The following is a 24444-nucleotide window of genomic DNA, read 5'->3' as shown; positions in this document are numbered from 1 at the left end:
CTATCGTACTCACTCTCTCCTCGATCCAGTCTGTCCCCGCCTATCTGCGAAATTCGAACATCGCCCGATGCGGCGTGTGAATACCGGACTGCAGAGGAGGCAGGCCCGGAGGAAAGTATTGCCATCGGCTGCATCGGCTGCAGATCGAGGCATCCAACAAATGGGAGGAATCCATGAGCAAGAATAGAGGCGTCGTTTACCTGAGGCCGGGCAAGGTCGAAGTTCGCGACATCGACGACCCGAAGCTGGAAGCGCCCGACGGCCGCCGCATCGAACACGGCGTCATCCTGAAAGTAATCTCGACCAACATCTGCGGCTCCGACCAGCACATGGTGCGCGGTCGCACGACGGCGATGCCGGGCCTGGTCCTCGGTCACGAAATCACCGGCGAGATCATCGAGAAAGGGATCGACGTCGAGATGCTCGACATCGGCGATATCGTCTCGGTGCCGTTCAATGTCGCCTGCGGCCGTTGCCGCTGCTGCAAATCCCAGGACACCGGTGTCTGCCTGACGGTCAATCCGGCCCGCGCCGGCGGCGCTTATGGCTATGTCGACATGGGCGGCTGGATCGGCGGACAGGCACGCTATGTCACCATCCCTTACGCTGATTTCAACCTGCTGAAAATCCCGGATCGGGACAAGGCGATGGCGAAGATCCGCGATCTCACCATGCTTTCCGACATTCTGCCGACAGGCTTCCATGGCGCGGTGCGCGCCGGCGTCGGCGTTGGCTCGACTGTCTACATTGCCGGCGCCGGCCCTGTCGGCCTTGCGGCCGCGGCTTCGGCTCGCATCCTCGGCGCTGCCGTCGTCATGATTGGTGATTTCAACAAGGATCGCCTGGCGCATGCGGCCAAGGTCGGTTTCGAACCGATCGACCTCTCCAAGAGCGACCGTCTCGGCGACATGATCGCTGAGGTCGTCGGCAGCAACGAGGTGGACAGCGCCATCGACGCCGTCGGCTTCGAGGCCCGCGGCCATTCGGGCGGCGAACAGCCGGCGATCGTGCTCAACCAGATGATGGAGATCACCCGCGCCGCCGGTTCGATCGGCATTCCCGGCCTCTACGTCACCGAGGATCCCGGTGCCGTCGACAACGCCGCCAAACACGGCAATCTTTCGCTTCGCTTCGGCCTCGGCTGGGCCAAGGCGCAGTCCTTCCACACCGGCCAGACGCCGGTGCTCAAATACAATCGCCAACTCATGCAAGCGATCCTCCATGACCGCTTGCCGATCGCCGACATCGTCAACGCCAAGGTCATCCCGCTCGACGAAGCCGTCCAGGGATATGAGAGCTTCGACCATGGCGCGGCGACGAAGTTCGTTCTCGACCCGCATGGAGAGGTCGCGAAAGCCGCCTGACGATAAGGCATGTCGCGCTCAAGTGCGCGGCAGCGCGCTTGAACTTAAAACGGAGATGGCCGGGAAAACCCGGCCATCTCGCAGCAGTCACACGAAAATTCTGTTGTCTGCTACTGGATGCTGAACGGGAAATATTTGGCATTGATCATGTCATAAGTTCCGTCTTCCTTGATCGTCTTCAAAGCCTCGTTCAGACGTGCAAGACGCTCCTTGTCGTCGAGACGCACCGCAATCCCGGCGCCTTCGCCAAAATAAGTGACGTCGACCAGATCCGGCCCCTTGAACGCGCAGCAGGTTCCCGCCTTCGTATTGGCGATCCAGTCGTAGATGGCGAGCTTATCCTCCAGGATAATGTCGACGCGCCCGTCCGACAGGCCTTTGTACAATTCCGGTGACGACCGGAATACCGTCTTCTTTATGTCGGGATAGAAATGGTTGGCGTAAGATTCCTGCGCCGTCGACGATGTCACCCCGAGTTTTTTGCCATTGAGGGCGGCGGGGCTGACGTCAGTGATCGGCGAATCCTTCCGCGCGATGAATACGGACGGACTGTTGTAGTATTTCTCGGTGAAAGCGACCTTCTGGCGCCGCTCCAGGCTCATCGACATCGATGAGATGATCGCGTCGTATTTTCCGGCAACGAGATCGGGGATCATGTCGTCCCACTTCTCGATGATGAATTGGCATTCGAACTTGCCGGTCTCGCAGAGGACATTGGCAATATCGATGTCGAAACCCTGAAGTTTGTTGTTCGCATCGAGATAGTTGAAGGGTGGAAACGCTCCTTCGACGGCAACTCTCATCGGCATTCGCTCTTGCGCGGCCGCCGGCAGCGGCGAGACCACGGCCAAAACCACACCCATCCCGCCCGCCATCAGCGCTCCGCGCAATAAAGTCTGAATGGATATTCGCAACATCGCCGGAACCCCCTGGGCGTGATCGATCTCGCCCTATAGTGCGCCGCAGCCTTTAATTCTACGTGAACGCTTATTTGTTAGCCTTGGCGAATGCGCCCGTATCGTGGTGTCCAGGGGTCCAGGCTTGCACATCGTTGTTCCTTCCAGCTCCAACACGTTTCAGAAGTCCTGGATCGCCTCAGGAAGAATTCTCTTTCTGATCGCCATCAGCGGCCTCGGAGCGATTGGACTGGTCGTGCTCTCTGCACTCTGGGCGGGAACCGAAAGCGACGCTGCGGCCCTTGATCGCCAGCGCCAGCTGGTCAATGCGCGCCTGCGGGAACAGGTCGATCAGGTCGCTCATGTCATCGGTCAGTTCGGCAACGGCTATCTTGCCCGCGTTTATCCTGCATCCCGGTCGGCAGGTGTTTCCTCCAGCCTCGATACGGTTCTGACCGGGGCGGCCGGCAGCGCAATCAGCGAAACCGCAATGTCCGCCTTCGGTTACGATCAGGCCTTTGTCGTCGACGAGAAGGCTCAGCTGAGCATGCTGACCGATGCGAAAACGGAAAAGCGCTATCGCTGGATGAAACCTCTCTTTTTGCCGCTCCTTAAAGACAGCCGTCTTACGGCAAGCCAAAGCCCGATTTTCACCGACCGAATGCCATCCTCGCTGAAAAGCCGCCGGGCGAGCGCGGTTCGCCCCAACCATGCGCTGGCCAATCTGATGCGGCTGGAGGGGCGGCCGACGATCGTCGGCATCGTCGCCATCAACGAAGCGCCCGAGGGACAGCCGCAGCCGACGCGGCAATTCCTGATCGTCGTGCGGTTTCTCGATGGTGCGGCCCTCGACGAATTGAGCCGGCAGCAGGGTCTCAACGGGGCGCGCTTTGCCCGCACCGCCGATGCCGACGAAAATGAGGTCGCGTTCCAAATCGACGCGACGGCCAATGGTGAACCGATCGGCTTCATCGTATGGCGACCCGACCTTCCAGGTTCACGGGTGATCGGCCGATTGATGCCGGCGCTTTCGATTGCGGCCCTGGTGATCGCCGTGCTGTTTTCGGTGCTGCTCGTGCGGCTGCGGAGCAGTCTCGGCGAGTTGAAGCGAAGCGAGCTGCATGCAAGGCAGCTGGCCTTGCATGACGTGCTGACCGACCTTCCCAACCGCGCTTTGTTCGCCATGCGGTTCGAGGAGTGCCTGGCCGAAACGCGGCATTCGACCGAGCGCTCGGCCGTAGCACTTCTCGACCTCGACCGCTTCAAAGCGGTGAACGACACGTTCGGCCATGCCGCCGGTGATGAGCTGATCAGGATGGCCGCGGAGCGGATCCGGTCCGTCCTTCGCCCAGGCGACACGCTCGCCCGACTCGGGGGCGACGAATTTGCCCTGCTTCTGCGCGACATCAGGAATGACGATCAAGTCCTGCTGTCCATATGCGACGCGATCGTCGCCGAACTTGGCAGGCCCTTCCCGCTCCTGAGGGGCGAAGCGGTCGCCCGGGTCGGCGGCTCGATCGGCCTCACCATCGTGCCTGATGCCGGGCGAACTGCCGATGACCTCATGCGTTATGCCGACGTCGCGCTTTACGAGGCAAAGATGGGCGGAAGAGGCCAGTGGCGCGTCTATTCCCCTTCCATGGACGGCGGCAGAAATGCGCGCGACATTCTCAAGAACGAATTGCGCGAAGTTCTGGCCAAAGGCACGGCCTCGTCCGCTGGCAGTGCCCAAACCGGGCCGGGCAGCACCAGGCCGGATTTCGGATCGCTGGAGGTCTATTACCAGACGGTGCATCGGGCCGAGGGCGGATACGCGGCCTCAGGCGCGGAGGCTCTCGTGCGCTGGCGTCACAGTCAGCGCGGACTGCTGACCCCTGCGAGCTTCATCCCCGCCGCCGAGGAGGGCGGCCTCATCGACGCCCTCGGTTTCTGGGTCCTGCGGGAATCCTGCAAGGCCGCCTGCAATTGGCCTGAAGACAGCTTCGTGGCGGTCAACGTGTCGCCGGCCCAGCTCAGAAGACCGAATTTCGCCGAGGAAGTCATCGCCGTGCTTGAAGAGACCGGCCTGCCGCCATCCCGCCTTGAGCTCGAGCTCACCGAGTCCTCGCTGATTGAGGATAATTCGGATGTCTATACGGTGCTGAAATCGCTGCGCAGCCGGGGCATTCAAATTTCCCTCGATGATTTCGGCACCGGCTTTTCATGCCTCAGCCACCTGGTGCGTTTCGACATCGATCGCATCAAGATCGATCGTTCCTTCGTCTCGCAGCTTGGCGCAAAAGCCAACGGCGCGGCCATCATCGGCGCGATCGTCACCCTCAGCCGCAACCTCGGCATCTCGACAACGGCGGAAGGTGTCGAAACCGAATATCAGCGCGACTTTCTGACCGCCCTCGGCTGCACCGATCTCCAAGGCTATTTCTTCTCCAAACCGATTCCGCTTCGCGATCTCGACTGCTTCGCCAAATCGGAGGGCGGCGCCGGACCACGAACAATCGCCTCAGGAGCTATTGCCTAAAGCGGGAACTTTCGTTCCGGGCAGCGGTTGACGCCCGAAGACGAAGGGAGGATGTGATGGCCTGGATCGGCGAGTGGCGGCATCTTTGCGTCGACATGCAGCGCATGTTTGCCGAAGACACCCCATGGCACGTGCCCTGGATGGTGCGGATCTCTCCGCAGATCGAGGAGCTTGCCGGCCGGCATCCGTCCCGGACGATCTTTACCCGCTTCGTCCCGCCCGAGCATCCGGACGCGATGCCGGGAAAATGGCGCGACTATTACCAGAAATGGTGGATGATGACGGGCGAGCATCTGCCGCCCGAGCTCGTCAATCTGGTTTCCTCGCTGGCCTCGCTTGTTCCGCCGGCACGATGCTTCGACAAACGCACCTATTCGCCCTGGATCGACGGCCGCCTCCATACGCTTCTTCAGTCGGAGCGGGTCGACACTCTTGTCATCACCGGCGGGGAGACGGATGTCTGCGTGCTTGCCACGACCCTCGGCGCCATCGATCTCGCCTATCGGGTCATCCTGCTGAAGGATGCTGTCTGCAGCAGCGCCGACGACACTTATGACGCGTCGCTGGAACTGCTGCACGATCGATTTTCCGTCCAGCTGGAACTCATGGAGACCGACGCATTCCTGAGCGACCTCGGCTGAGGAAGCCTTGCGCGGGCATCCGGTGGGCGATTTCATTTGATATGCGTCAAGGCAGGCGGCTCCGCATGGGGACAGAATGTCCGACAGCCTGCGCCCCGAGCCCGGCGGCTTCCCGCGGCAGGTTTACGAGTTCAACCGATCCGGAGAAAAAGCAATGTCCTTGAAGCTGATCAGTGGAATGATGAAGTCGTCTGGCGAGGAAGCGCTGCTGGTCATGGATGCGGGCGGCACGAACCAGACGGTCGTTATCGACAGGCAAGCCCTTCTTGAGGTTGGCGCGCCGCCACGTTGCGACGAAAGCCGGCTTCAGGAGAATATCGACCTCTTCAGCCGAATTGCCTGCGCAAAATACGATCGCGGGGATGTCGAGCGCGATGGGCGCATTCGCATTCACGCAGCCGACCTTGGCGCGTGAGGGCAGGCTGGCGCGATCTGCTCCCGTCTGATGGCGAGCACACACGGCGCGTCCAACCGGGCGCAGACAAGGTCTAAACCAGCAGCAAGCCGGCAGCGCCGGCGAGCGTTGCAATGCCGCTCGCGACCGCCAGCCGAACCCCATAGACCAAGCTTCCGGCGCTCGCCGCAAGACCGGTCTTCGCAAGAAGATTGGCGAAGGCGGCGACCGCGATGGCATGGGCGGCCGCATCCGCAGGCACGTTCGACGACGGGAGCTTCGCGATCGACAGGGTTATCGCGTCAAGGTCGCCGAGGCCGGTGATGAAGGCAACGGCGAATAGCGACTGTGTTCCAAAATATGCCAACGTCGCCCGCGTCACGATGGTGACGACCGCAAGCAGCAGAGCAAAACGCAACACGACCATCACCTCCAACGGATTTTTCGGTGAAAAGTCGGGGCCGTCGTCGGAGCGCGGCGAGAAGCCGGCGAGGCCGCCGCCGATGGCGAGCACTGCGGCAGCCGGTCCGAGCAATGCCGCAAGCTCCATCAACACGCCAGGTGCGATGACGCCGCAGATCAATAGCACACGGCTCAGGGATACGGCCCCCGCCAGCATCGCTCCGGCCGCAAGCAGCGGCGAGAGGGCGGGCGTCTGCTTCGATTGACGGGCAAAGGAAAGCGTCAGTGCCGTCGAGGAGACGATACCGCCGCAGGCACCGGTCAGCAGCAGGCCGGCTCTGGCGTCGGTGAGCCTGATCATCACATAGCCCGCAAATGAAACCGCTGCCACGAATATGGTCAACATCCACAGCTCGAAGGGATTGATCATTTGCCAAGGATCGACGGCCTCATTGGGAAGAATTGGAAGAATGACGACGGTCATCGTCAGCAGGATCAGGGCGGCTCTCAGCTCGAGCCAGGTCAGCTTGCGCAGAAATCCATGCAGCGGCTCCCGCGCCGCCAGAAGTGCCGTCATGACGACCGCGCTCGCCGCGGTCGTCGTCATGTCCGCGACGACGGCGCCGAAGCCGAGCGCAAAAACCGTTATCGCGGCGATGGCGCCGGTTGCGCTGTAGTCCCGCTCGCGCACCGCCTGCACGCCGCTGAAGCCAAGGATGGTGATGCAGAAAAATACGAAGATGGCCGTCGGCAGGATCGGCCCGGTGATCGGCTGCAGGAAACCGCAAAAGCCGCCGAGGAAGCTGGAGAGGCCATAAGTGCGGATACCGGCCACTCTCTTGCCCGGTGCGGCCTCCCGCCCGCGCCATCCGCGCTCGATTCCGACGAGAATGCCGATCGCCAGCGCGAGGCTGAGACGTTGGAATGCGTCGGTCATCATGATTGATGTCAACATGCGCGGATCCAGAAACGGCCAGTCGTGTGGCCTCTGGGGAGACTTCTATTCGATATGTCGTGATAACCGTCTATTTCAATCTACCCTTCCTGGAACCCGCCTACAGGGCGGCCCTTGATCGCAAGGCGAGAAAGAGATGAAGCAGTGGCTCCTAATGGCCTTGCTGCGGATCTTGGCTGCCGGTTCGCCCCTCGTCTTCTGCCTCTTCCACAGCTGCGCTCAACAGCTGAAGCGCGAACTCCTTTGCGGCCTTTTCGTCGTCCGCGCATAGCTTCAGCGGGGCACACTTTTCCTTCAGATTGCGAAGGAGCTTGCGGCGAAGCCTGAAAATCAGATGCGGATCCGTTTTGGCGAGAAGCTCCTGCAGGCAGGTGACGGCGACTACTTCGAACATCAGCAGCCTGCCTTCGACTTCACCCTGCGAAGGAATGGGGAAGCGCTCACCGCCCCGTTTCAAATCTCGCTCCGTCGAAAGCATCTGCCGCCTCCAAACTGATACCGGGCCTGCCCGGAAAGTCCTGCCAGGGAAGAACAGCCTACACAGTTAAATCGGCATCGCTTTGACGAAGGTCAAGGAACGCTCTGCCGTGGCTGCTACGCTTTCTCCTATCCAACCAGAGAGGTATAACGACATGACCATCAGGACGGTACTGAATATCCTCAGCGTCAATCACACTGCCGGGCACCTACGCTCGCAACAACCGAGGCGACAACGCCAAGCGCCGACGAAGCCGCTGACATCCGAAACCGGTGATTGTCTGCAGAACAAGGTCTTTGAACTGCGGGCCGACCTTCTCGTCAGGGGCGGCTCGGTCATTCGCGCCCTGCGAGAATACGTGCTCGGCGGCACGACCGAGGCCGTGCAGACCAACATCCTGCTGTCGCATTGAAAGACTGCGAACGTTGAGATCTAGGCCTCCGAGAGCAGGTGACGATGCGGCGCGCCATTTCGTCCTCAGCTTCTGGGCTGGACGTTACGACGCGAATCCGTCTGTCATTCGTGACCTCAATCTCGCCGCAGCGTCTGGCCGGATGCCGCATCAAACAGATGCAGCTTGCCCGGCCGAGCGGCGATCGTCGCGACTTGCCCCGGTTTAAAATCGTGACGGTCGGACAGCACCGCGACAAGCTCGCCGGACCCGTAGCGCAGGAAGACCATCGTCTCATGGCCCGTGGGTTCGGTAACGCTGACGGTCGTGTCGAGGCCGCTTTGGCTGAGCGACAGATGTTCGGGCCGCACGCCGAGAAGCACGGCCTGCCCGTCGGACGCCTGCGGGATAAAACCGAGCGCGATTTCGTCGCCGGTCTCGGTGACGAAGATCGCACCAGCGGCCTTGTAGCGGCCTTTCAGCAGATTCATCGACGGTGAGCCGATAAAGGCCGCCACGAATGTATTGCGGGGACGATCGTAGAGTTCCAGCGGCGTGCCGATCTGTTCGACCTTGCCGCCCTGCATGACCACGATCTTGTCGGCCATGGTCATCGCTTCGACCTGGTCGTGGGTGACATAGACCGTCGTGGTTCTCAGCCGCTGGTGCAGTTCCTTGATCTCCTTGCGCATCTGCACGCGCAGCTTGGCGTCGAGGTTCGACAAGGGTTCGTCGAACAGGAAAACCTGCGGCGATCGGACGATGGCGCGTCCCATCGCCACGCGCTGGCGCTGGCCGCCCGAAAGCTGGCGCGGATAGCGGTCGAGATAAGGCACGAGGTCAAGCGTTTCGGCCGCCGCCTGCAGCCGCTGCTTGATGATATCGGCAGGCTGCTTCTGCAGACGCAGCGCAAAGACCATGTTTTCGGCAACGGTTTTATGCGGATAGAGCGCATAGCTCTGAAAGACCATGGCGATGTCGCGATCCTTCGGCGGCAGGTTGTTGACGACCTTTCCGCCGATCGAGATGGTGCCGCCGGTGATGCTTTCGAGCCCCGCGACCATGCGCAGCAATGTCGACTTGCCGCAGCCGGATGGGCCGACCAGCACCACGAACTCGCCGTCGCGAATGTCGATATCGACGCCATGCAGGATATTGACGGCGCCGTAGGCCTTCCGCGCCCCTGAAATATTGACCTCAGCCATGTGCCTCCCACTCGCTTTCCGGTCACCTCCGGGCAGTCCCAAGAGGTATGCAATTCTCGATGATATCCACGGGCATCGGGCTCGGCGAAACCGCGTTCCGCTCCTGCCTGAAACCCCGCTAGATCTCCTCCGTGAAACGTTTCATTTCTTATTGACTTTTCACGCTTGCCGTCTAATGCTCCCTCCCGAGACCGAGAGGAGCGGTTTCAAGCATGAAATATGAAACGTTTCATTTTCTTGCTTACCAAATAGTTCTGCACGAGACCAGTCCTAAAATCGGGCCGGAGCCAGTCCCAAGATCGGCTGACGGCAGCGCAACGAAACGTGGAGGAGGAATAAATGAAAGTCGAAATATACGATGCACTGATGCGCCGTCAGGCAAGCCGCCGTGACGTCCTGCGCGGAACGGCGAGCGCTGCGGCTCTGCTCGGTCTATCCGGTGCGATGGGCGGAATTCCCGGCATGGCGATTGCCGCCGCCGACGATCTGCGCGCCCAGATCCTGCAGATTCCTGGTGTCGGCAAGGGCTCGCCGACGGACGCGGACTGGCAGAAAGTCGGCGAACTCTGCCTCGGCCCGACCAAGGCCAACGTCAAGCAGGGCGAATTTGCCGGTGTCGAGCTGACCTTCATGGGGCTCAACAATCAGAACCTGCACAACTTCCTGTTCCGCGGCTTCCTGAAGCCCTGGGAGGCTTATACCGGCGCCAAGATCAACTGGATCGACCTTGCGCAAGCCGACTACAACGCCCGCCTTCAGCAGTCGATCGCGACCGGCACCGTCGATTTCGACATTCTGGAAATGGGCGCCCCCTTCGAAGGCGATACTGCCGGACGCGGGCTGCTGGACGAGATGCCCGACTGGGCTGCAAAGCAGATCGAGGCCGACGACCTGGTCAGCTACCTGAAGCCGCCAGTCGGCACCTGGGGCGGCAAGACCTATCGCGTCACGATCGACGGCGACTGCCACACCTTCGCCTATCGCAAGGATTACTTCGGAGAGGGCTCCATCAGCGGCATGGCCGAGCCGCCGAAGACCTGGCAGGAGGTCAACGCGGCCTCCAAGGCGCTGATCGGCAAGACCGATCCGCTGACCGGCCAGCCGGCCTACGGCTATCTCGACCCGCTGAAAGGTTGGGGCGGTTTCGGCTTCTACTTCATCGAGAACCGCGCGACCGCCTATGCCAAATATCCGGGCGACCCGGCCTGGCTGTTCGATCCCGAAAACATGAAGCCGCTGGTCAATAACCCCGCATGGGTCCAGGCGATCCAGGACGTCCTGGATCTGATCGCAGCCAAGGCCTATCCGGCCGATCAGATCAATGCCGATCCCGGCACCACGGCCTTCTCGCAGTTCCTGGCGGGCACCGGCGCCATGCTGATGTGGTGGGGCGATGTCGGCTCCAGCGCGCGCACTTCGGACTCGTCGGTCGTGGGCGATGTGGTCGGCTTCGGCATCAACCGCGGCTCCAACCGGGTCTTCAACCGCAAGACCGGGCAGTGGGAAGACAAGTACAATGAAGCGCCCAACATGGCCTATCTCGGCTGGGGCATCTATGTCACCAAGCAGGTCTCCGGCGACGAGAAGAAGCGCAAGGCGGCCTGGTCCGCTGCCGCCCATCTCGGCGGCAAGGATCTGTCGCTGTGGACGTCGGCCTATCCCTCCGGTTTCCAGCCTTACCGCCAGTCCAACTTCAACTACGACGAATGGGAAAAGGCAGGTTACGACCGCGCCTATATCGAGGACTATCTGGGTTCGAACGCGGACAGCTACAACCACCCGAACGCCGCCATCGAACCGCGCATTCCCGGTATCTTCCAATATTATTCCGTCGCCGAGGACGAATTGGCAAAGGGCTTTGCCGGACAGTACAAGTCGGCGCAGGAGACCGCGGATGCGATTGCGGCCGCCTGGGAAAAGATCACCGACCAGATCGGCCGTGACAGCCAGCTGAAACTCTACCGGGCGAGCCTCGGGCTCTGATCGGCTGACCAAACGCGCCGGCGGATCGAAAGCGATTCCGCCGGCGCCTTTTCTATCCGGGCGAGGAATATCATGTCGACAGTCGAAGGCGACCTGCTCCACACGGTCGAAGCCGGCTCCATTTCCGCGAGCCGTCGTTTCTGGGGCCGCACGGCTCTGTGGCTGAGCGCCATATGGTTCATAACATCCTTTGTCTTGCAGGGGGCGCATGAACTCGGCTGGACCGGTAGGGGTTTTGCGAACTGGCGGCCGGTTCTTTATGCCTATTTTCTCTGGGCCGCCGTTCTTTGCGTCACGCGCGTCGTCATCTACGGCGAGCCGGGCAAGAAGGCGCTTTTTGTTCTGCCGGCCGCGCTTTTCGTCGTGTCGATGGTGGTCTTCCCGCTGCTCTTTGCGCTCTGGATTGGCTTTTCCGATTGGAACCTAGCCTCCTCGACCGGGCGGCGCTTCAATGGGCTCGACAATGTGCGCCGGATGATTGCCGATCCGTTCTATGCCAATGCCCTGCTGAACATGGTCCTTTATTGCCTGGCGATCGTGGTCGAATATGCAATCGCCTTCGGGCTGGCGCTGCTCCTCAACCAGGAAATTATCGCCCGAAAATTCTGGCGGGTCACCTTCCTCATCCCTTTGATGCTGTCGCCGGTCGCGGTGAGCTGGATGGTCGGCAAGTCGATGCTGGAGACCCGTTTCGGCCCGGTCGCGCGCTTCGCCCGCTGGCTTGGCTGGGAAAATCCCTCCTTCTTCGGCGATCCGCTGACGGCGAAGCTTTCGATCATGATCATGGATGCCTGGACCTTCATTCCCTTCATGATGATCATGCTGCTTGCCGGATTGCAGGGCTTGTCCAGGGAGGTGCTGGAGGCGGCCGAAGTCGATGGAGCCACCAAATGGCAGCGCTTCTGGAAGGTCACTTTTCCGCTCATGCTGCCGGTTTCGGTGACGGCGGTGATGATCCGCGTGATCTTCAAGCTCAAGCTCGCCGACATCATCATCACCGTGACGTCGGGAGGCCCCGGCGGCGCGACCGACTCCGTCACCAGTTTCATCTATCGTGAATATCGCGACCGTTCGAATGTCGGATACGGTACCTTGCTCGCGCTCGTCTATCTGGTGATCATCGTCATCGGGATGACGGGGCTGATGAAGATCGCAGACCGTATCGTGAAGCGGATGACAGGAAGGCTCTGATGGTTCGCATCGATTTCGAAAAATACGGGCGGGCTCAGCGCATTCGCTGGTGGGCCATGCGTCTGGCCGTCTACGGCTTGCTCGTCACCTGGGCGTGTGTCTGCATCTTCCCGCTGTTCTGGACGGTTTCGACGTCGTTCAAGACGGCCGCCGATGTCATGCGCGGCAATCTGGTCCCCTGGTTCAACTTTACGCCCAGCTGGCTGGGCTGGCGCTCGCTCGGGCTCTCTCCCGATACGATCGCCCAGGTATCGACGGTGCGCGACGAGTTTATGCGCCGGCTCTGGAACAGCGTCATCATCTCCGTTACGGCATCCGCGCTTGCGGTCGTGCTCGGATCGTTGGCCGCCTACGGCCTCAGCCGCTTTTCCTACACGTTCGGCCATATGCGCAATTCCGACATTTCCTTTTTCTTCCTGTCGCAGCTGATCATGCCGCCGGTCGTCCTCGCCCTGCCGTTCCTGGTTCTCTATAAGGAGCTGGCGCTGCTCGACACTTATGCCGGCATGATCGCCGTCTATACGCTGATGGTCCTGCCGATCGTCGTCTGGATCATGCGCGACCAGTTCGCCACGATCCCGGTAGAGCTCGAGGAGGCAGCCCTCGTCGATGGCCTGTCGATCTGGGGCGCCTTTGCCCGCATCATCGTGCCGCTCGTTCTGCCGGGCATGGTGGCCGCCTTCCTGTTGGCGCTGATCCTGTGCTGGAACGAATATTTCTTCGCCGCACTGCTGACCTCCACCAATACCAACACGCTGCCGGTGATGATTGCCAGCCAGACAGGCAGCCAGGGCATCAACTGGTGGTCGATGGCTGCCCTTTCCACCGCCGGCATCCTGCCGCTTGTTGTCGTCGGCGTCGTCCTGGAAAAGCACATCATCGCCGGGATGACCGCGGGCGCCGTCAAGTAGCTGCGGGATGTCGAAAATGTCAAAGATGCCGACAGTCAAGGATGTTGCCGAATATGCAGGCGTCTCTGTCGGCACCGTTTCGCGTGTGCTGTCGGGCGAAGCCGCAGTCAAACCCATGCTTCGAGAAAAGGTCAACGACGCTATTTCAGCGCTCGGTTACCGCCCGAACGTCACCGCGAGAGCGTTACGCACCAGCAGAACCGACGTCATCGGCCTCATCGTTCCCGACATCACCAATCCGTTCTTCGCGCAACTTGCGGCAAGCGTCGAGCGTGCGGCGCTCGAGTGTGCGCATAGCCTGATGCTGGCAAGCTCGCATGACGACCGCGAGGCGGAGCAGAGCCACGTTTCAGCCTTCCTCCACCGGTCGGTGCGCGGCATCATCGTCGTGGCTTCGAGCGACGGTTCAGGCCTCCAGGCGCCGGCATCCGTGCCAATCATCTCGCTGGACCGGCGCTTCGGCACATTTCCCCTGGTGTCGACCAACCACGCGCAGGCAGCCGCGCTGATTGCCGACCATCTCTACGGGCTCGGGCACCGCCGCATCGCCTATATTGCCGGGCCGGTTGACACCGAGGCGGGGCGCATGCGCAAGGAGGGCTTCGTCGGCCGCATGGACGTCTTCGGCAAGACCGGCGAACCCGTTGAACTGGAAATTGCCTATGGCAGGTTCGACTACGAGTCCGGGGAAAGAATTGCCCGCAACCTGCTTTCGCGCCCGCCACAGGACCGGCCGACGGCGATTGCGGCTGCCAGCGATCAGCAGGCCATCGGCGCGCTGCGCACAGCGCGCGACCTGAAGATCGACGTGCCGCGCAAACTGTCGGTGACAGGGTTCGACGATATTTCGCTCGCCAATCTCGTCGTTCCCAGGCTGACGACCATACGTCAGCCGGCCGACATGCTGGCGCGGCGCGCGGTCGGACTTCTCTTGGCGGAACCGCCGGGTGCGGAGGACGAAATGGTCGACGGATCGCTGATCGTGCGTGGTTCGAGCGGCCCATGCCCGCAGCCCAAGCCGGAAAGCGCCGGCCATACGAATTGAAGCAGGCCGGTGCTCCGGCAACGAGAAAAGGATGGAAGATCGATGCTCAAGGGAATTCGGGCCGAACTCAACGGCGACATTCTTCAAGCACTTTGCAATATGGGACACGGCGATTCTCTCGTCATCTCAGACATGAATTTTCCGTCGGATTCGATTGCCCGGCAGACTCGCCTGGGGACGCTGCTGACCATGGAAAACATTTCCGCGCCGCAGGCAATCGATGCGATCCTTTCGGTCTTGCCGCTGGACACGCCCATCCAGCCATCGGTGGGCCGCATGGAAGTGATTGGCAAGCCGGATGAAATTCCCCCGATTCAACAGGAAGTCCAGGCGATCGTCGACCGTGCCGAGGGCAAGCCATCGCCGATGTATCCCGTCGAACGCATGGCCTTCTACGAAATCGCCAAGAAGGCCTATTGCGTGATCGCAACGGGGGAACTGCGCTTCTACGGATGTTTCCTTCTGACCAAGGGCGTCATTCCGGCGGAGGAGGCGGTCCGATGAGCGAGAAAAGCGGGATCGTCATCCTCGGCATTTTTGCTGCCGACACTGCCTATAAGGCAAAGCGCCTGCCCCATATTGCCGAGACGCTGATGGGGTCTGGTTTCACGCTCGGGCCGGGAGGCAAGGGGTCCAATCAGGCAATTGCGGCGGCAAAGGCGGGCGGCAAGGTGACCTTCATTTCACGGGTCGGCAACGACCCGTTCGGCGCGATGGCGCTATCAGCCTATGCGGAGGCGGGCGTCAAAGCCAATGTGATGAAGATGGACGGCGTTTCCAGCGGCGCCGCCTTCATCTTCGTCGACGAGGTGAGCGGCGACAATGCCATCATTGTCGCACCGGGTGCGGCGGGCCTCATCGGCATCGAGGATGTCGATGCGAATCGGGCGGAGATCGAAAGCGCCGCCATTTTCATGACCCAGCTCGAACAGCCGCTCGAGGCCGCCATGCATGGATTGGCGATGGCCAAAAGGGCAGGGGCAACGACGATCTTCAACCCGGCGCCGGCACGGGTGATCCCGGACAGCATCTACGGCCTGTGTGATTTCATCGTCCCCAATGAAGTCGAAGCGGCGGAATTGGTCGGCCACGCAATCGAAACCGATGAGCAGGCACGTGCTGCGGCTCGCACACTGGTCGATCGAGGGGCGCAAGCGGTGATCATTACGCTGGGCAAACGCGGGGCATACTATCACGCGGCCGGGCAGAGCGAATTCGTCCCCGCATTTGCGGCGGGAAATGTCATTGACACAACCGGAGCCGGCGACGGGTTCCTCGGCGGGTTCGCGACGGCGATTTCCGAAGGACAGGCGCCGATCGAAGCCGTCCGTTTCGGCTGCGCGACCGCTGCCATTGCAGTCACACGGCACGGCACAGCGCCCGCCATGCCTTCACGCGCCGAAATCGACGCCCTGCTGCGATCTCCGTGATTGCGAGCGCAGGCCGGTGCCGGCGAGGATGATTTCCCCTCTCCTTATCGTCTCAACAAATTGAGGCGGCCGGAACCTTGATAAAGACGATACCAGAATGCCGGTGCCGCCGCGAAAATACCGCGTGAGCTTGGAGCGGCACGCTCAGGGCGTCTGGGCGCCGGTCGTGGCGACATATACCGAATAGACCGAACGTGTGGCGGCAATGAACAGCCGGTTGCGTCTGGGTCCCCCGAAGGTGAGATTCGCAACAGTCTGCGGCACGCGGATCTTGCCGATCCGTTTGCCTGCTGGGTCGAAGCAATGCACGCCGTCGCCGGCACTGGACCAGAGGTTGCCGTTGACATCCGTCCGGATGCCGTCGGGAATGCCGTTGTCGATGTGACAGAAGACGCGGCCGTTCGCGAGGCTTTTGCCGTCGACCACGTCGAAGGCGCGGATGTGACGGGGCAAGCCGTCGTCATGGCTTGCCGCCGAGTCGGCGATGTAGAGTATCGTCTCGTCAGGCGAAAAGGCCAGGCCATTCGGCTGAACGAAATCCTTGACGACCGCAGACAACTCGCCGGTCGCCGGATCGAGCCGGTAGACGTTGCGGGTCGCTTGCTCCGGCTGGGCCTGATAGCCCTCATAGTCGGACATGATGCCGTAGGTGGGATCGGTGAACCAGACGGTGCCGTCCGACTTCACCACGACATCGTTCGGCGAGTTGAGCGGCGCACCCTCGAAACGGTCGGCGAGCACGGTGATCGAGCCGTCGATTTCGGTGCGCGTCACACGGCGCCCGCCATGTTCGCAGGAGATCAGCCGGCCCTGCCGGTCGCGGGTGTGGCCGTTGGTGAAGTTGGAGGGTTGGCGGTAGACGGAAACGCCGCCTTCGGGCGTCCACCGCAGCATGCGCTGGTTGGGAATGTCGCTCCACAGAAGCTGGTTGGCGTCGTTGAACCAGACGGGACCCTCCGCCCAGCGACAGCCGGAATAGAGTTCGTCGAGGCCGGCGCTCGTCACGATCATCTGCCGGAAGCGGGGGTCGTGAATTTCGTAAATGCTGGCCTCTGCCATGATGGTCTTTCCGTTTATCGCATGCCGGCCCTTCGGCCGCCGGCAAGCATGATGACGCTGATGATGATGAGGCCGGTCATGATGAGGCGGATGCCGGCGCCCAGCCCGTAGGTGTTGAGCATGGAGACGACAAGGAACATGAAGAGCGATGCGCCCCAGATGCCCGGCACGTTGGAATCGCCGCCGGCAACCGCGGTGCCGCCGATCACCACGACGGCAATCGAGGTGAGGAGATATTCGGAACCCATGTTGAGCGCCGCACCGCCAGAGAAGCAGGCGAGCAGATAACCCGCGACGGAGGCGAGCACGGCACAGAAAAGATAGGTGACGAAGCGCGTGCCGTCGACCGGAATTCCGGCCATGCGCGCGGCCGGCATGCTCTGGCCGATCGCCGAGATCCAGCGCCCGTAGATCGTTTTCTCGAGCAGGAACCAGGCGATCAGCGAGATGATCAGCGCGACGATCGCCACATTCGGCACACCGAGCGTCGTCGACGTGGTGAATTCCGCGAGCATGCTCGGGGGTTTGATGCGCAGTCCCCGGTTCGTCCAGATCGCCGCCGACTGCACGATGAAGCTCATGGATAGCGTGGCGATAATCGGCGGAATCCTGAGCGCCTTGATGAGCACATAGTTGCCGAGGCCGACGGCAAGGCCGATGAGGACCGCAACGATGAGCCCCGGCAGGATCATTCCGTTTTCGACGTTCATCAGTTTCAGCGCCACGGTACCAGCGAGCGTCATGGTGGCGGGAACCGAGAGATCGATGTTGCCGGGACCGAGGGTGATGACGAACATCTGGCCGATGCCGACAACGACCGAGAAGGCCGCGAAGGTAAGTGCTGCCTGCGACAGGCCGAGCGCGCTGGCACCGAATGTCACCATGATCGTCAGAAACCAGACGGCGAAGGCGGCAAGCCACGACCAGATCCAGGGTTTGCCGAAAAGGCTGGCGACGGTCATCGGCGTTTCTCCCGCTTTTCCAAGCGGTTGAGCATCAGACGCAGCGCCAGCACGATGATCAGGATAGCGCCCTGGGCGCCGATCTGCCAGTCCGGCGAGATGCGCAGGAAGGACAGGAAAGAGCCCGCGAGGGTGAGTGTCAGCGCGCCGATGACGGCGCCGATCGGAGAGACGCGGCCGCCGATGAACTCGCCGCCGCCGAGAATGACGCCGGCAATCGACAGAAGCGTGTAGCGCAGCGCGATGTTGGCATCGGCCGAGGTCGTCAGACCGACGAGAGCGATACCGGCAAGGACGGCGAAAACGCCGGCGAGCCCATAGGCTGCGGCGCGGGCAGCGACAATCGACCAGCCGGCGCGCTCGACCGAGCGCTGGTTGCCGCCGATGCCGCGGATCAGCACGCCAAGCGAGGAGCGCGTGACGAGAAGATGCGCGACGGCGGCAATGACGATGCTCGCAACGATCGCCATTGGCGCCAGCGGCGGCTTGACGGTCATCAGCCAGCGCACCCAGCCCGGCGCCTGCCCGCCCGGCGCCGGCAGCAGCATGACGGCAAGGCCGCCCCAGACGAAGCTCATGCCGAGGGTCACGACGATGGATGGCAGGTTGCGCAGATGGATGACGACGCCGAGCGCCGCGTAAGACGCAATTGCGCCGGCCAGGATCAGGATGCCGATGACAGGGGTATCGCGCAGAAACGTGGCGCTGACGCAGGCGACGAAGCTGACGAAGGTGCCCATCGACAAGTCGAGATCGTTCACTGCCATGACAAGCATCTGGGCGATCGTCGCAAGCGCGATCGGCACGGCCAGGTTGAACAGCAGGTTGAGCCCGACATAGCTCATGGCGCGCGGCTGCAGCCAGAAGACCGCGGCGAGCAGCAGGGTCAGCGACAGGGCCGGAATGGCGAGACGCATGGCATCCGAGGAGAGCCGGGTCGTCATGCCGCGACCCCCTCGAAGGAGGCGGCGATGATGTTCGCCTCGTTGACGGCACCGCCGGCGAGTTCCGCGGTAATGCGGCCTTCGCGGAAGACGTAGACGCGGTCGCACAGGCGGACCTCGTCCATCTCGGTCGAATACCAGATGAAGGTGCGCCCGCGCGAAGCTTCTTCGCGGATGATCGCATAGACCTCCTGCTTGGTTCCGACGTCGACGCCGCGCATCGGGTCATCCATCAGAACGACCGGCGCACGTGTCGAAAGCGCGCGTGCAAACAGCACCTTCTGCTGGTTGCCGCCGGAAAGCGACAGGATACGGTTCGCCATGTCGGGTGTGCGGATTTCGATCCGGCGCTTCCAGTTGGCGCCCTTCGTCTGCTCGGCGTCCGCAAGGATGAGCCCCCGTCGCGACAGATCGCCGAGCGAGGCGATCGAAAAATTGCGCAGAATGCTCCACAGTTCGAAAACGCCGTTGAGGCGACGATCGCCGGCAACGAAGGTGACGAGCGGATCGCGTTCGGGCAGCCAGTTGCCGGCCTGCGCGGCGTGCAAGGCGAGGAGGAGCTCGGTCTGGCCGTGGCCCGCCAGCCCCGCCAGCCCGATGATTTCGCCCTTGCGGGCTGCGAAAGGCCGGCCGGCCGTCTGATGCGACAGCACGAGGGGAGCGTCGGACTGTACGCGCGCCGGGCGATCACCGGTGTCTTCCCTCGCGACGGTGCCCATGGCCTCCACAAGGCCGTGATGGTCAAATTGGCGCGCCGGACGTTCGGCAACGACGCGGCCGTCCTTCATGACGATGATGCGGTCGGCGGTTTCGAGGATCTCGTGCAGGATATGCGAGATGAAGATGACGGAGCCGCCGGCGGCAACGAAGCGGCGGACATAATCCAGCATCTGGCGGGCGAGGCTTGCGTCAAGCGACGAGGTCGGTTCATCGAGGATCACCAGCCGCGGCGCAATACCGGCGTCGGAAAAAGCCATGGATATCTCGACCATCTGCCGTTCGGCGATCGAAAGGTCGCCGACGGTGCGGCCGCTGTCGATGCCATGGCCGGGAAAAACGGCGTCGAGGCTTTTCTCGATGATCCTAGCCGCCCGCCTGCGCCAGCCGAAACCGCCGAGATGGCGGTGCATGATGCGCGCATTTTCTGCGATGGAGAGATTGGGGCAGAGGGACAATTCCTGGAAGACGCAGCGCACACCGCGAGCGCGCGCGGCGTTGATGCCGTAGCGCTCCAGCCGCTCGCCATCGCTAGCCACGCTTCCTTCATGCGGCGTCAGTCCGCCATTGATCACGCTGACGATCGTCGATTTGCCGGCACCGTTGTGGCCGACGAGGCCGACGCATTCGCCCGGCATGACGCGGAGCGTGACGCCGTCGAGCGCCCTGACGGCGCCGAAGCTCACCTTGGCGTCATCGACGGCGATCACCGCCTGCAAAACGTCATCCATGCTTGCCCGCCACCTGATCGCAAGGAATGCCGCGCAGCCATTTGTGGCCGCGCGGTCAATCGCCGGGAGATTATTTTGCCGACTCGATGACCTTGATCGCGTCCGCCTGCGTGTACTCGACGTTGGCGACGCCGCCGGCCTGGGTATTGGCGAGGTTGGTTTCGAGGTTGTCCTGGTCGATCCGCAGGAAGGGTACGACAAGGTCCTTCTTGACCTGCTTGCCGTCGAGGATCTGCTGGGCCACCCAGAACGCAAGCGTAGAGACGCCGGGTGCGATGGACACGGACATAGTCTCGTAGCCCTTGGCGTCCTTCTGCTCCTTCCACCACTTCAGCTCGTCTTCGCGGTTACCCATGATGATGATCGGCATCTTGCGGTCAGTCGCGGCAATCGCCTGCGCGGCGCCATAGCCGTCGCCGCCCTGCGTCACCACGCCGACGACATCGGGCAGGCTTGGCAGGATGCCGGCGACAGCCTTCTGCGCCACGTCCTGGGCCCAATCGCCGTGGACCGAGCCGACGACCTTGAACTGCGGGAACTGCTTGACGCCGTCGTGGATGCCGGCCGAGATCTCGTCATCGACGAAGACGCCGGCAAGGCCGCGGATCTCGAGCAGATTGCCCCCTTGCGGAAGTTTCTTCGACAGGTATTCCACCTCGCTGCGGCCCATTTCCTTGAAATTGACGGCGATGCGCCAGGCGCAGGGTTCGGTGACGATGCCGTCGAAGGAAACGACGGTGATGCCGGCATCGCAGGCCTCCTTGACGGCGCCATTCAGCGCCGTCGGCGAGGCGGCGTTCAGGACGATCGCGTCATAGCCCTGCAGGATCATGTTCTGGATCTGCGCCGCCTGTTCCGTCGCCTGGTTTTCGGCGGTGGTGAAAGGGTCGGCCGCGGCGACGACACCTGATTTCACGGCTTCGCCCGTCACCTTGCCCCAACTCGTCAGCATGGCCTGGCGCCACGAGTTGCCGGCATAGTTGTTGGAAAGGGCGATCTTCTTGCCCGAGGTATCGGCAAAGGCAGAAACGGGCATCGCGGCGCAAGCAATAGCGGCCGATGCCAGAAGCATCTTACGAATTGTCATGTCTTCCTCCCTCATGATCGCGCCGGTCGGCCGATCGCTTCACTCCCGTGGACCCGAGGGTCCGAGTGAAAATTGTTCTTGCACTGAGCTTCCTCCTCTCAGTAAGGGCAGGATGGGGGAGATCGGCAGGCCTGTACAGGGGCAAGGCGGCAAGTCGTTTGCGGGTTTTGCGCAACAAGCTGCGGGTTTACGCAAGACGGCGGCGTTTCCGCATCGCTTACTGGGAACGGATCATGGCAGGTCGAGGAGCCTATCATGACGGGGAGGAACTGACAATGCTGCAGCCAGCACCCGCAGCCCTGTTCGACCATTATCTCGGCATTTCCCGGCTGCTCGCCGGCCAGCTCGATTTTCGTTCGGCGATCCGTTCGGTCGCCGCCGAGGTCGCCCACATCATCCCGCACGACCATCTCGACGTCTGCGTGCTGCTCGAAGGCGGCAACTACCACACGGCCTATGAAACCGGCATCGAGACCGCCTGGGGCGAGATCGCCGGCGCGCCGGTGATCAACAGCCCCATCCGTTCGTTGTTGTGGGGCGAGGTCGACTTTCTGCTTGCCGAGGATGCCATGACGGACCAGCGCTTCCATTTCGAGGGCGCGTTCAAACGGCCGATCGTCGAACAATCTCTGAGAAGCCGCCTGCATGTCCCGATGAAGGTGCAGGGCACGATCATCGCCGCGCTGTCCTGCTCGTCTCACAAAGCCGGCGTCTATACGATGGAGGATATCGCGCGCGCCCGCATTATCGCCGATCTGCTGACACCCTATTTCTTCGCGCTGCAGGCGGCCGAGCAGGCGCAACGCTCGGCGATCGTGGAGGCGGAGGCCCGCGCCCGCGAGGAAGGATTGCGGCAAGGCGCCCTGAAGCTGACGGAGGCCCTGGAGCAGGAGCGTCAGCGGATCGGTATGGACCTTCACGACCAGACGCTTGCCGACCTGACGCGGCTGGCACGCCGGATCGACCGGCTGTCGCGCAATGGCGAGGTGACGGCCGAGGCGCTGGAGCCCGTTTCGCGGTCGCTGCAGCATTGCATGCAGGATCTGCGGCAGATCATCGAGCAGGCAAAACCGTCCGTTCTGCAGCTGTTCGGTCTCGCCCAGGCCATCGAGCATCATCTCGACCGATCGACGCGCGATGCCGGATCGGCGATCGAATGGGGCTTGGTCGATGAAACGAATGGCGCGCTGGAGCAGCTGGAACCGACCGTCAGCGTCGCCTTGTTCCGGATCGCCCAGGAGGCGATCAACAATGCGGTGCGCCATGCCGCGCCCCTGGCAATCATGGTGCGGCTCGATGCCGACACCGAACAGCTGTTAATCGAAATTTCCGATGATGGGACGGGCCTCTCCAAGGTCCGGGGACGGATCGGCGGAGGCATCGACAATATGAAGACCCGCGCGCGGCTGATCTCGGCGCGTTTCACCACGGGACCTGGCCATAACAACCGCGGCACCGCGGTCCGCGTCGTGCTGCCGCTAGGCCAGGAGGATTTTGGGCCCGGTCGGCCTAAACTATGAATCCTGTTCTGAATCAAAGAGTGAAGCATGACGTCATCCGAAAACAGTTCACGCTTTTGGGCATCATGCTCCAGCGCCGAACGGGCCGGCGGGCGACCCAAACCGAGGAGCAAGGCGAAATGAAGGTTCTGATCGTCGAGGACGACCCGTTGCACCGGTCCTACCTGCACGAGGCCGTCAATGCAGCCCTGCCGGAATGCGACACCGTGATCGAAGCGGAGAATGGAACCGCCGGCGAAAAACTCGCCCGCGACCACAAGTCGGCGCATATTGTCATGGATCTGCAGATGGCCAACAGAAACGGCATAGAAGCGGCGCGTACGATCTGGAAGGAGCGGCCGGAGACACGCATCCTGTTCTGGTCGAATTATTCGGACGAGGCTTATGTGCGCGGCGTCTCGCGCATCGTGCCGGATGGCGCTGCCTATGGCTATGTCCTGAAATCCGCGTCCGACGAGCGGCTGAAACTGGCGTTGCGTTCGATCTTCATCCAGAGCCAGTGCGTCATCGATCGCGAGGTGCGAGGCCTGCAGCAGAAGAGCCTCGGCCAGACGAACGGCTTCACCGATTCCGAATACGAGATCCTCGTCGATATCGCGCTCGGCCTCACCGACCGTGCGATCGCCAAACGCCGCGGCCTGTCGCTGCGCAGCGTTCAGAACCGCCTGCAGCAACTCTATGACAAGCTCGATGTCTATCAGACCGCCGGCGATGACCACGAGGACGGCCGCTTCAACCTGCGTGCCCGCGCCGTAACTATCGCGCTCTTGCGCAAACTGCTGAATTATAGCGCGCTGGAACGGGCCGAGGCGGAGCTGCAGGAGTGGCTTGACGGAAAATAGCCGGGGGCCTGGTTCGAACCAGGCCCCCCGGCCGGCAAATTCACCGGCCGTTTTCTTTGCGCCAGGCCTGGTATTTCTGCTGATGTTCTTCCTTGGTACTGGGGTAGAGGCCGATGATTGTTTCGCCGGCCTTGACCTGCTCGAGGACGAAGTCCTCGTAGCTTTCCATATTCGTGCATTCATCCGCGAGTTCATCGGCCAGATGGGCCGGGATGACCATGACGCCGTCGCGGTCGCCGACCAGGACGTCGCCGGGAAACACGGCGACATCGCCGCAGGAAATCGGCACGTTGATGTCGAGTGCTTCGTGCAAGGTCAGATTGGTTGGCGCCGACGGCTTGGCGTAATAGGCCGGCATGTCAAGCGCGCCGATTCCTTCGGCATCGCGAAAACCGCCGTCGGAGACGACGCCGGCCGCGCCGCGAAGCGCCAGCCGGGTGATCAGGATGGAACCGGCCGTCGCAGCCCGTGCGTCCTTGCGCGCATCCATCACCAGCACCTGCCCTGGAGGGCAAGTCTCCATCGCGACTCTCTGCGGGTGGTTCGGGTTTTGAAAGACGGTGATCGGATTGCGATCTTCACGGGCGGGAATATAGCGCAGCGTGAATGCCTGCCCGACCATCGTCTCAGGCTTCGGCGCGACGGGCACGACCCCCTGGATGAACTGGTTTCGAAGACCGCGCTTGAAGAGGGCGGTGGCAATCGAGGCCGTCGAGATCTTCTTGAATTTGGCGCGCGTCGCCTCGCTCAGCACATAGTCGGTCATGCTCATTCCTCC

The 24444-nt window shown here is 62.2% G+C and carries 23 protein-coding genes; 13 read left to right on the top strand and 10 right to left on the bottom strand.

What is annotated here, in order from left to right; all coding sequences use genetic code 11:
• The first annotated feature begins 173 nt into the window (after positions 1 to 173).
• Entirely contained in the window at positions 174 to 1364 is a 1191-nt protein-coding gene (fdhA, locus tag EFD56_RS15410; RefSeq protein ID WP_004674667.1) for a formaldehyde dehydrogenase, glutathione-independent, read from the top strand.
• Between the two features lie 110 nt (positions 1365 to 1474).
• Here fdhA and EFD56_RS15405 read toward each other — a convergent pair whose 3' ends face one another.
• Positions 1475 to 2281, bottom strand: a complete 807-nt coding sequence (locus tag EFD56_RS15405) for an ABC transporter substrate-binding protein (RefSeq protein ID WP_126905688.1) — start codon at positions 2279 to 2281, stop codon at positions 1475 to 1477.
• A gap of 124 nt (positions 2282 to 2405) precedes the next feature.
• Here EFD56_RS15405 and EFD56_RS15400 point away from each other — a divergent pair, with 124 nt between their 5' ends.
• The 3 genes from EFD56_RS15400 to EFD56_RS15390 all read left to right on the top strand — a co-directional run bounded on the left by EFD56_RS15400 (position 2406) and on the right by EFD56_RS15390 (position 5834).
• Positions 2406 to 4778, top strand: coding sequence for a putative bifunctional diguanylate cyclase/phosphodiesterase (locus EFD56_RS15400; RefSeq protein WP_126905687.1), 2373 nt, complete (start codon positions 2406 to 2408; stop codon positions 4776 to 4778).
• 56 nt (positions 4779 to 4834) lie between these two features.
• Entirely contained in the window at positions 4835 to 5419 is a 585-nt protein-coding gene (locus tag EFD56_RS15395) for a cysteine hydrolase family protein (protein WP_126905686.1), read from the top strand.
• A 76-nt stretch (positions 5420 to 5495) separates the two neighbouring features.
• Positions 5496 to 5834 (top strand): hypothetical protein, encoded by a 339-nt coding sequence (locus EFD56_RS15390; protein ID WP_225881613.1) that lies wholly within the window; start codon positions 5496 to 5498, stop codon positions 5832 to 5834.
• Positions 5835 to 5907: 73 nt separating this feature from the next.
• Here EFD56_RS15390 and EFD56_RS15385 read toward each other — a convergent pair whose 3' ends face one another.
• Together EFD56_RS15385 and EFD56_RS15380 are read right to left on the bottom strand one after the other, a co-directional pair.
• The gene (locus EFD56_RS15385; RefSeq protein ID WP_064829097.1) at positions 5908 to 7170 is read right to left on the bottom strand and encodes an MgtC/SapB family protein; all 1263 of its coding nucleotides are present in this window, start codon (positions 7168 to 7170) and stop codon (positions 5908 to 5910) included.
• Between the two features lie 151 nt (positions 7171 to 7321).
• On the bottom strand, positions 7322 to 7648 hold the full coding sequence (locus EFD56_RS15380) for a hypothetical protein (protein WP_004674662.1): 327 nt from the start codon (positions 7646 to 7648) through the stop codon (positions 7322 to 7324).
• A gap of 154 nt (positions 7649 to 7802) precedes the next feature.
• Here EFD56_RS15380 and EFD56_RS32935 point away from each other — a divergent pair, with 154 nt between their 5' ends.
• On the top strand, positions 7803 to 8060 hold the full coding sequence (locus EFD56_RS32935; protein ID WP_184332876.1) for a hypothetical protein: 258 nt from the start codon (positions 7803 to 7805) through the stop codon (positions 8058 to 8060).
• A 116-nt stretch (positions 8061 to 8176) separates the two neighbouring features.
• Here the strand turns inward: EFD56_RS32935 and EFD56_RS15370 are convergent, their stop codons facing one another.
• Positions 8177 to 9244, bottom strand: a complete 1068-nt coding sequence (locus EFD56_RS15370) for an ABC transporter ATP-binding protein (RefSeq protein ID WP_126905685.1) — start codon at positions 9242 to 9244, stop codon at positions 8177 to 8179.
• Positions 9245 to 9583: 339 nt separating this feature from the next.
• Between EFD56_RS15370 and EFD56_RS15365 the strand changes: the two genes are divergently transcribed.
• The 6 genes from EFD56_RS15365 (at position 9584) to rbsK (ending at position 15804) form a co-directional block, all read left to right on the top strand.
• Positions 9584 to 11227, top strand: a complete 1644-nt coding sequence (locus EFD56_RS15365; protein WP_126905684.1) for an extracellular solute-binding protein — start codon at positions 9584 to 9586, stop codon at positions 11225 to 11227.
• 72 nt (positions 11228 to 11299) lie between these two features.
• Complete coding sequence (locus tag EFD56_RS15360; protein ID WP_126905683.1) at positions 11300 to 12418, top strand: carbohydrate ABC transporter permease; 1119 nt, start codon at positions 11300 to 11302, stop codon at positions 12416 to 12418.
• Positions 12418 to 13329 carry a carbohydrate ABC transporter permease gene (locus EFD56_RS15355; protein ID WP_126905682.1) on the top strand — a complete coding sequence of 304 codons (912 nt, stop codon included), beginning with the start codon at positions 12418 to 12420 and terminating at the stop codon, positions 13327 to 13329. Before EFD56_RS15360 ends, EFD56_RS15355 begins: the two co-directional genes overlap by 1 nt.
• A 16-nt stretch (positions 13330 to 13345) precedes the next feature.
• Positions 13346 to 14374, top strand: a complete 1029-nt coding sequence (locus tag EFD56_RS15350; RefSeq protein WP_004674656.1) for a LacI family DNA-binding transcriptional regulator — start codon at positions 13346 to 13348, stop codon at positions 14372 to 14374.
• Positions 14375 to 14416: 42 nt separating this feature from the next.
• Positions 14417 to 14878 carry an RbsD/FucU family protein gene (locus EFD56_RS15345; protein ID WP_126905681.1) on the top strand — a complete coding sequence of 154 codons (462 nt, stop codon included), beginning with the start codon at positions 14417 to 14419 and terminating at the stop codon, positions 14876 to 14878.
• A complete protein-coding gene (gene rbsK / locus EFD56_RS15340; RefSeq protein WP_126905680.1) occupies positions 14875 to 15804 on the top strand; it encodes a ribokinase in 930 nt (309 codons plus the stop codon). The genes EFD56_RS15345 and rbsK overlap by 4 nt, the downstream gene beginning before the upstream one ends.
• 144 nt (positions 15805 to 15948) lie before the next feature.
• On the opposite strand, the gene EFD56_RS15335 is transcribed toward rbsK, so the two are convergent.
• The 5 genes from EFD56_RS15335 to EFD56_RS15315 all read right to left on the bottom strand — a co-directional run bounded on the left by EFD56_RS15335 (position 15949) and on the right by EFD56_RS15315 (position 21304).
• The gene (locus EFD56_RS15335; RefSeq protein ID WP_126905679.1) at positions 15949 to 16863 is read right to left on the bottom strand and encodes an SMP-30/gluconolactonase/LRE family protein; all 915 of its coding nucleotides are present in this window, start codon (positions 16861 to 16863) and stop codon (positions 15949 to 15951) included.
• A 14-nt stretch (positions 16864 to 16877) separates the two neighbouring features.
• A complete protein-coding gene (locus EFD56_RS15330; RefSeq protein WP_037115674.1) occupies positions 16878 to 17825 on the bottom strand; it encodes an ABC transporter permease in 948 nt (315 codons plus the stop codon).
• Positions 17822 to 18769 carry an ABC transporter permease gene (locus EFD56_RS15325; protein ID WP_004674652.1) on the bottom strand — a complete coding sequence of 316 codons (948 nt, stop codon included), beginning with the start codon at positions 18767 to 18769 and terminating at the stop codon, positions 17822 to 17824. Before EFD56_RS15325 ends, EFD56_RS15330 begins: the two co-directional genes overlap by 4 nt.
• Entirely contained in the window at positions 18766 to 20217 is a 1452-nt protein-coding gene (locus tag EFD56_RS15320) for a sugar ABC transporter ATP-binding protein (RefSeq protein WP_126905678.1), read from the bottom strand. Before EFD56_RS15320 ends, EFD56_RS15325 begins: the two co-directional genes overlap by 4 nt.
• Before the next feature lie 70 nt (positions 20218 to 20287).
• Complete coding sequence (locus tag EFD56_RS15315) at positions 20288 to 21304, bottom strand: ABC transporter substrate-binding protein (RefSeq protein ID WP_037146519.1); 1017 nt, start codon at positions 21302 to 21304, stop codon at positions 20288 to 20290.
• A gap of 275 nt (positions 21305 to 21579) precedes the next feature.
• Between EFD56_RS15315 and EFD56_RS15310 the strand changes: the two genes are divergently transcribed.
• Both EFD56_RS15310 and EFD56_RS15305 read left to right on the top strand, forming a co-directional pair.
• The gene (locus tag EFD56_RS15310; RefSeq protein ID WP_126905823.1) at positions 21580 to 22824 is read left to right on the top strand and encodes a GAF domain-containing sensor histidine kinase; all 1245 of its coding nucleotides are present in this window, start codon (positions 21580 to 21582) and stop codon (positions 22822 to 22824) included.
• Positions 22825 to 22943: 119 nt separating this feature from the next.
• Positions 22944 to 23666, top strand: a complete 723-nt coding sequence (locus tag EFD56_RS15305; protein WP_126905677.1) for a response regulator transcription factor — start codon at positions 22944 to 22946, stop codon at positions 23664 to 23666.
• 40 nt (positions 23667 to 23706) lie between these two features.
• Here the strand turns inward: EFD56_RS15305 and EFD56_RS15300 are convergent, their stop codons facing one another.
• A complete protein-coding gene (locus EFD56_RS15300) occupies positions 23707 to 24432 on the bottom strand; it encodes a ribonuclease activity regulator RraA (RefSeq protein ID WP_016736809.1) in 726 nt (241 codons plus the stop codon).
• Positions 24433 to 24444 lie beyond the last annotated feature (12 nt).

The organism is Rhizobium phaseoli, from assembly GCF_003985125.1.
Classification (GTDB): Bacteria; Pseudomonadota; Alphaproteobacteria; order Rhizobiales; family Rhizobiaceae; genus Rhizobium; species Rhizobium phaseoli.
This window is presented reverse-complemented; position numbering and strand designations above follow the sequence as displayed.

Coding starts and splice junctions, on each gene's coding strand:
- EFD56_RS15300 (WP_016736809.1), bottom strand. CDS start 24,432: ATGACCGACTATGTGCTGAGCGAGGCGACGCGCGCCAAATTCAAGAAG.
- EFD56_RS15335 (WP_126905679.1), bottom strand. CDS start 16,863: ATGGCAGAGGCCAGCATTTACGAAATTCACGACCCCCGCTTCCGGCAG.
- EFD56_RS15315 (WP_037146519.1), bottom strand. CDS start 21,304: ATGACAATTCGTAAGATGCTTCTGGCATCGGCCGCTATTGCTTGCGCC.
- EFD56_RS15310 (WP_126905823.1), top strand. CDS start 21,580: ATGCTGCAGCCAGCACCCGCAGCCCTGTTCGACCATTATCTCGGCATT.
- EFD56_RS15395 (WP_126905686.1), top strand. CDS start 4,835: ATGGCCTGGATCGGCGAGTGGCGGCATCTTTGCGTCGACATGCAGCGC.
- rbsK (WP_126905680.1), top strand. CDS start 14,875: ATGAGCGAGAAAAGCGGGATCGTCATCCTCGGCATTTTTGCTGCCGAC.
- EFD56_RS15355 (WP_126905682.1), top strand. CDS start 12,418: ATGGTTCGCATCGATTTCGAAAAATACGGGCGGGCTCAGCGCATTCGC.
- EFD56_RS15385 (WP_064829097.1), bottom strand. CDS start 7,170: ATGTTGACATCAATCATGATGACCGACGCATTCCAACGTCTCAGCCTC.
- EFD56_RS15370 (WP_126905685.1), bottom strand. CDS start 9,244: ATGGCTGAGGTCAATATTTCAGGGGCGCGGAAGGCCTACGGCGCCGTC.
- EFD56_RS15320 (WP_126905678.1), bottom strand. CDS start 20,217: ATGGATGACGTTTTGCAGGCGGTGATCGCCGTCGATGACGCCAAGGTG.
- EFD56_RS15365 (WP_126905684.1), top strand. CDS start 9,584: ATGAAAGTCGAAATATACGATGCACTGATGCGCCGTCAGGCAAGCCGC.
- EFD56_RS32935 (WP_184332876.1), top strand. CDS start 7,803: ATGACCATCAGGACGGTACTGAATATCCTCAGCGTCAATCACACTGCC.
- EFD56_RS15325 (WP_004674652.1), bottom strand. CDS start 18,769: ATGACGACCCGGCTCTCCTCGGATGCCATGCGTCTCGCCATTCCGGCC.
- EFD56_RS15390 (WP_225881613.1), top strand. CDS start 5,496: ATGTCCGACAGCCTGCGCCCCGAGCCCGGCGGCTTCCCGCGGCAGGTT.
- EFD56_RS15360 (WP_126905683.1), top strand. CDS start 11,300: ATGTCGACAGTCGAAGGCGACCTGCTCCACACGGTCGAAGCCGGCTCC.
- EFD56_RS15305 (WP_126905677.1), top strand. CDS start 22,944: ATGAAGGTTCTGATCGTCGAGGACGACCCGTTGCACCGGTCCTACCTG.
- EFD56_RS15380 (WP_004674662.1), bottom strand. CDS start 7,648: ATGCTTTCGACGGAGCGAGATTTGAAACGGGGCGGTGAGCGCTTCCCC.
- EFD56_RS15350 (WP_004674656.1), top strand. CDS start 13,346: ATGTCAAAGATGCCGACAGTCAAGGATGTTGCCGAATATGCAGGCGTC.
- fdhA (WP_004674667.1), top strand. CDS start 174: ATGAGCAAGAATAGAGGCGTCGTTTACCTGAGGCCGGGCAAGGTCGAA.
- EFD56_RS15345 (WP_126905681.1), top strand. CDS start 14,417: ATGCTCAAGGGAATTCGGGCCGAACTCAACGGCGACATTCTTCAAGCA.
- EFD56_RS15330 (WP_037115674.1), bottom strand. CDS start 17,825: ATGACCGTCGCCAGCCTTTTCGGCAAACCCTGGATCTGGTCGTGGCTT.
- EFD56_RS15405 (WP_126905688.1), bottom strand. CDS start 2,281: ATGTTGCGAATATCCATTCAGACTTTATTGCGCGGAGCGCTGATGGCG.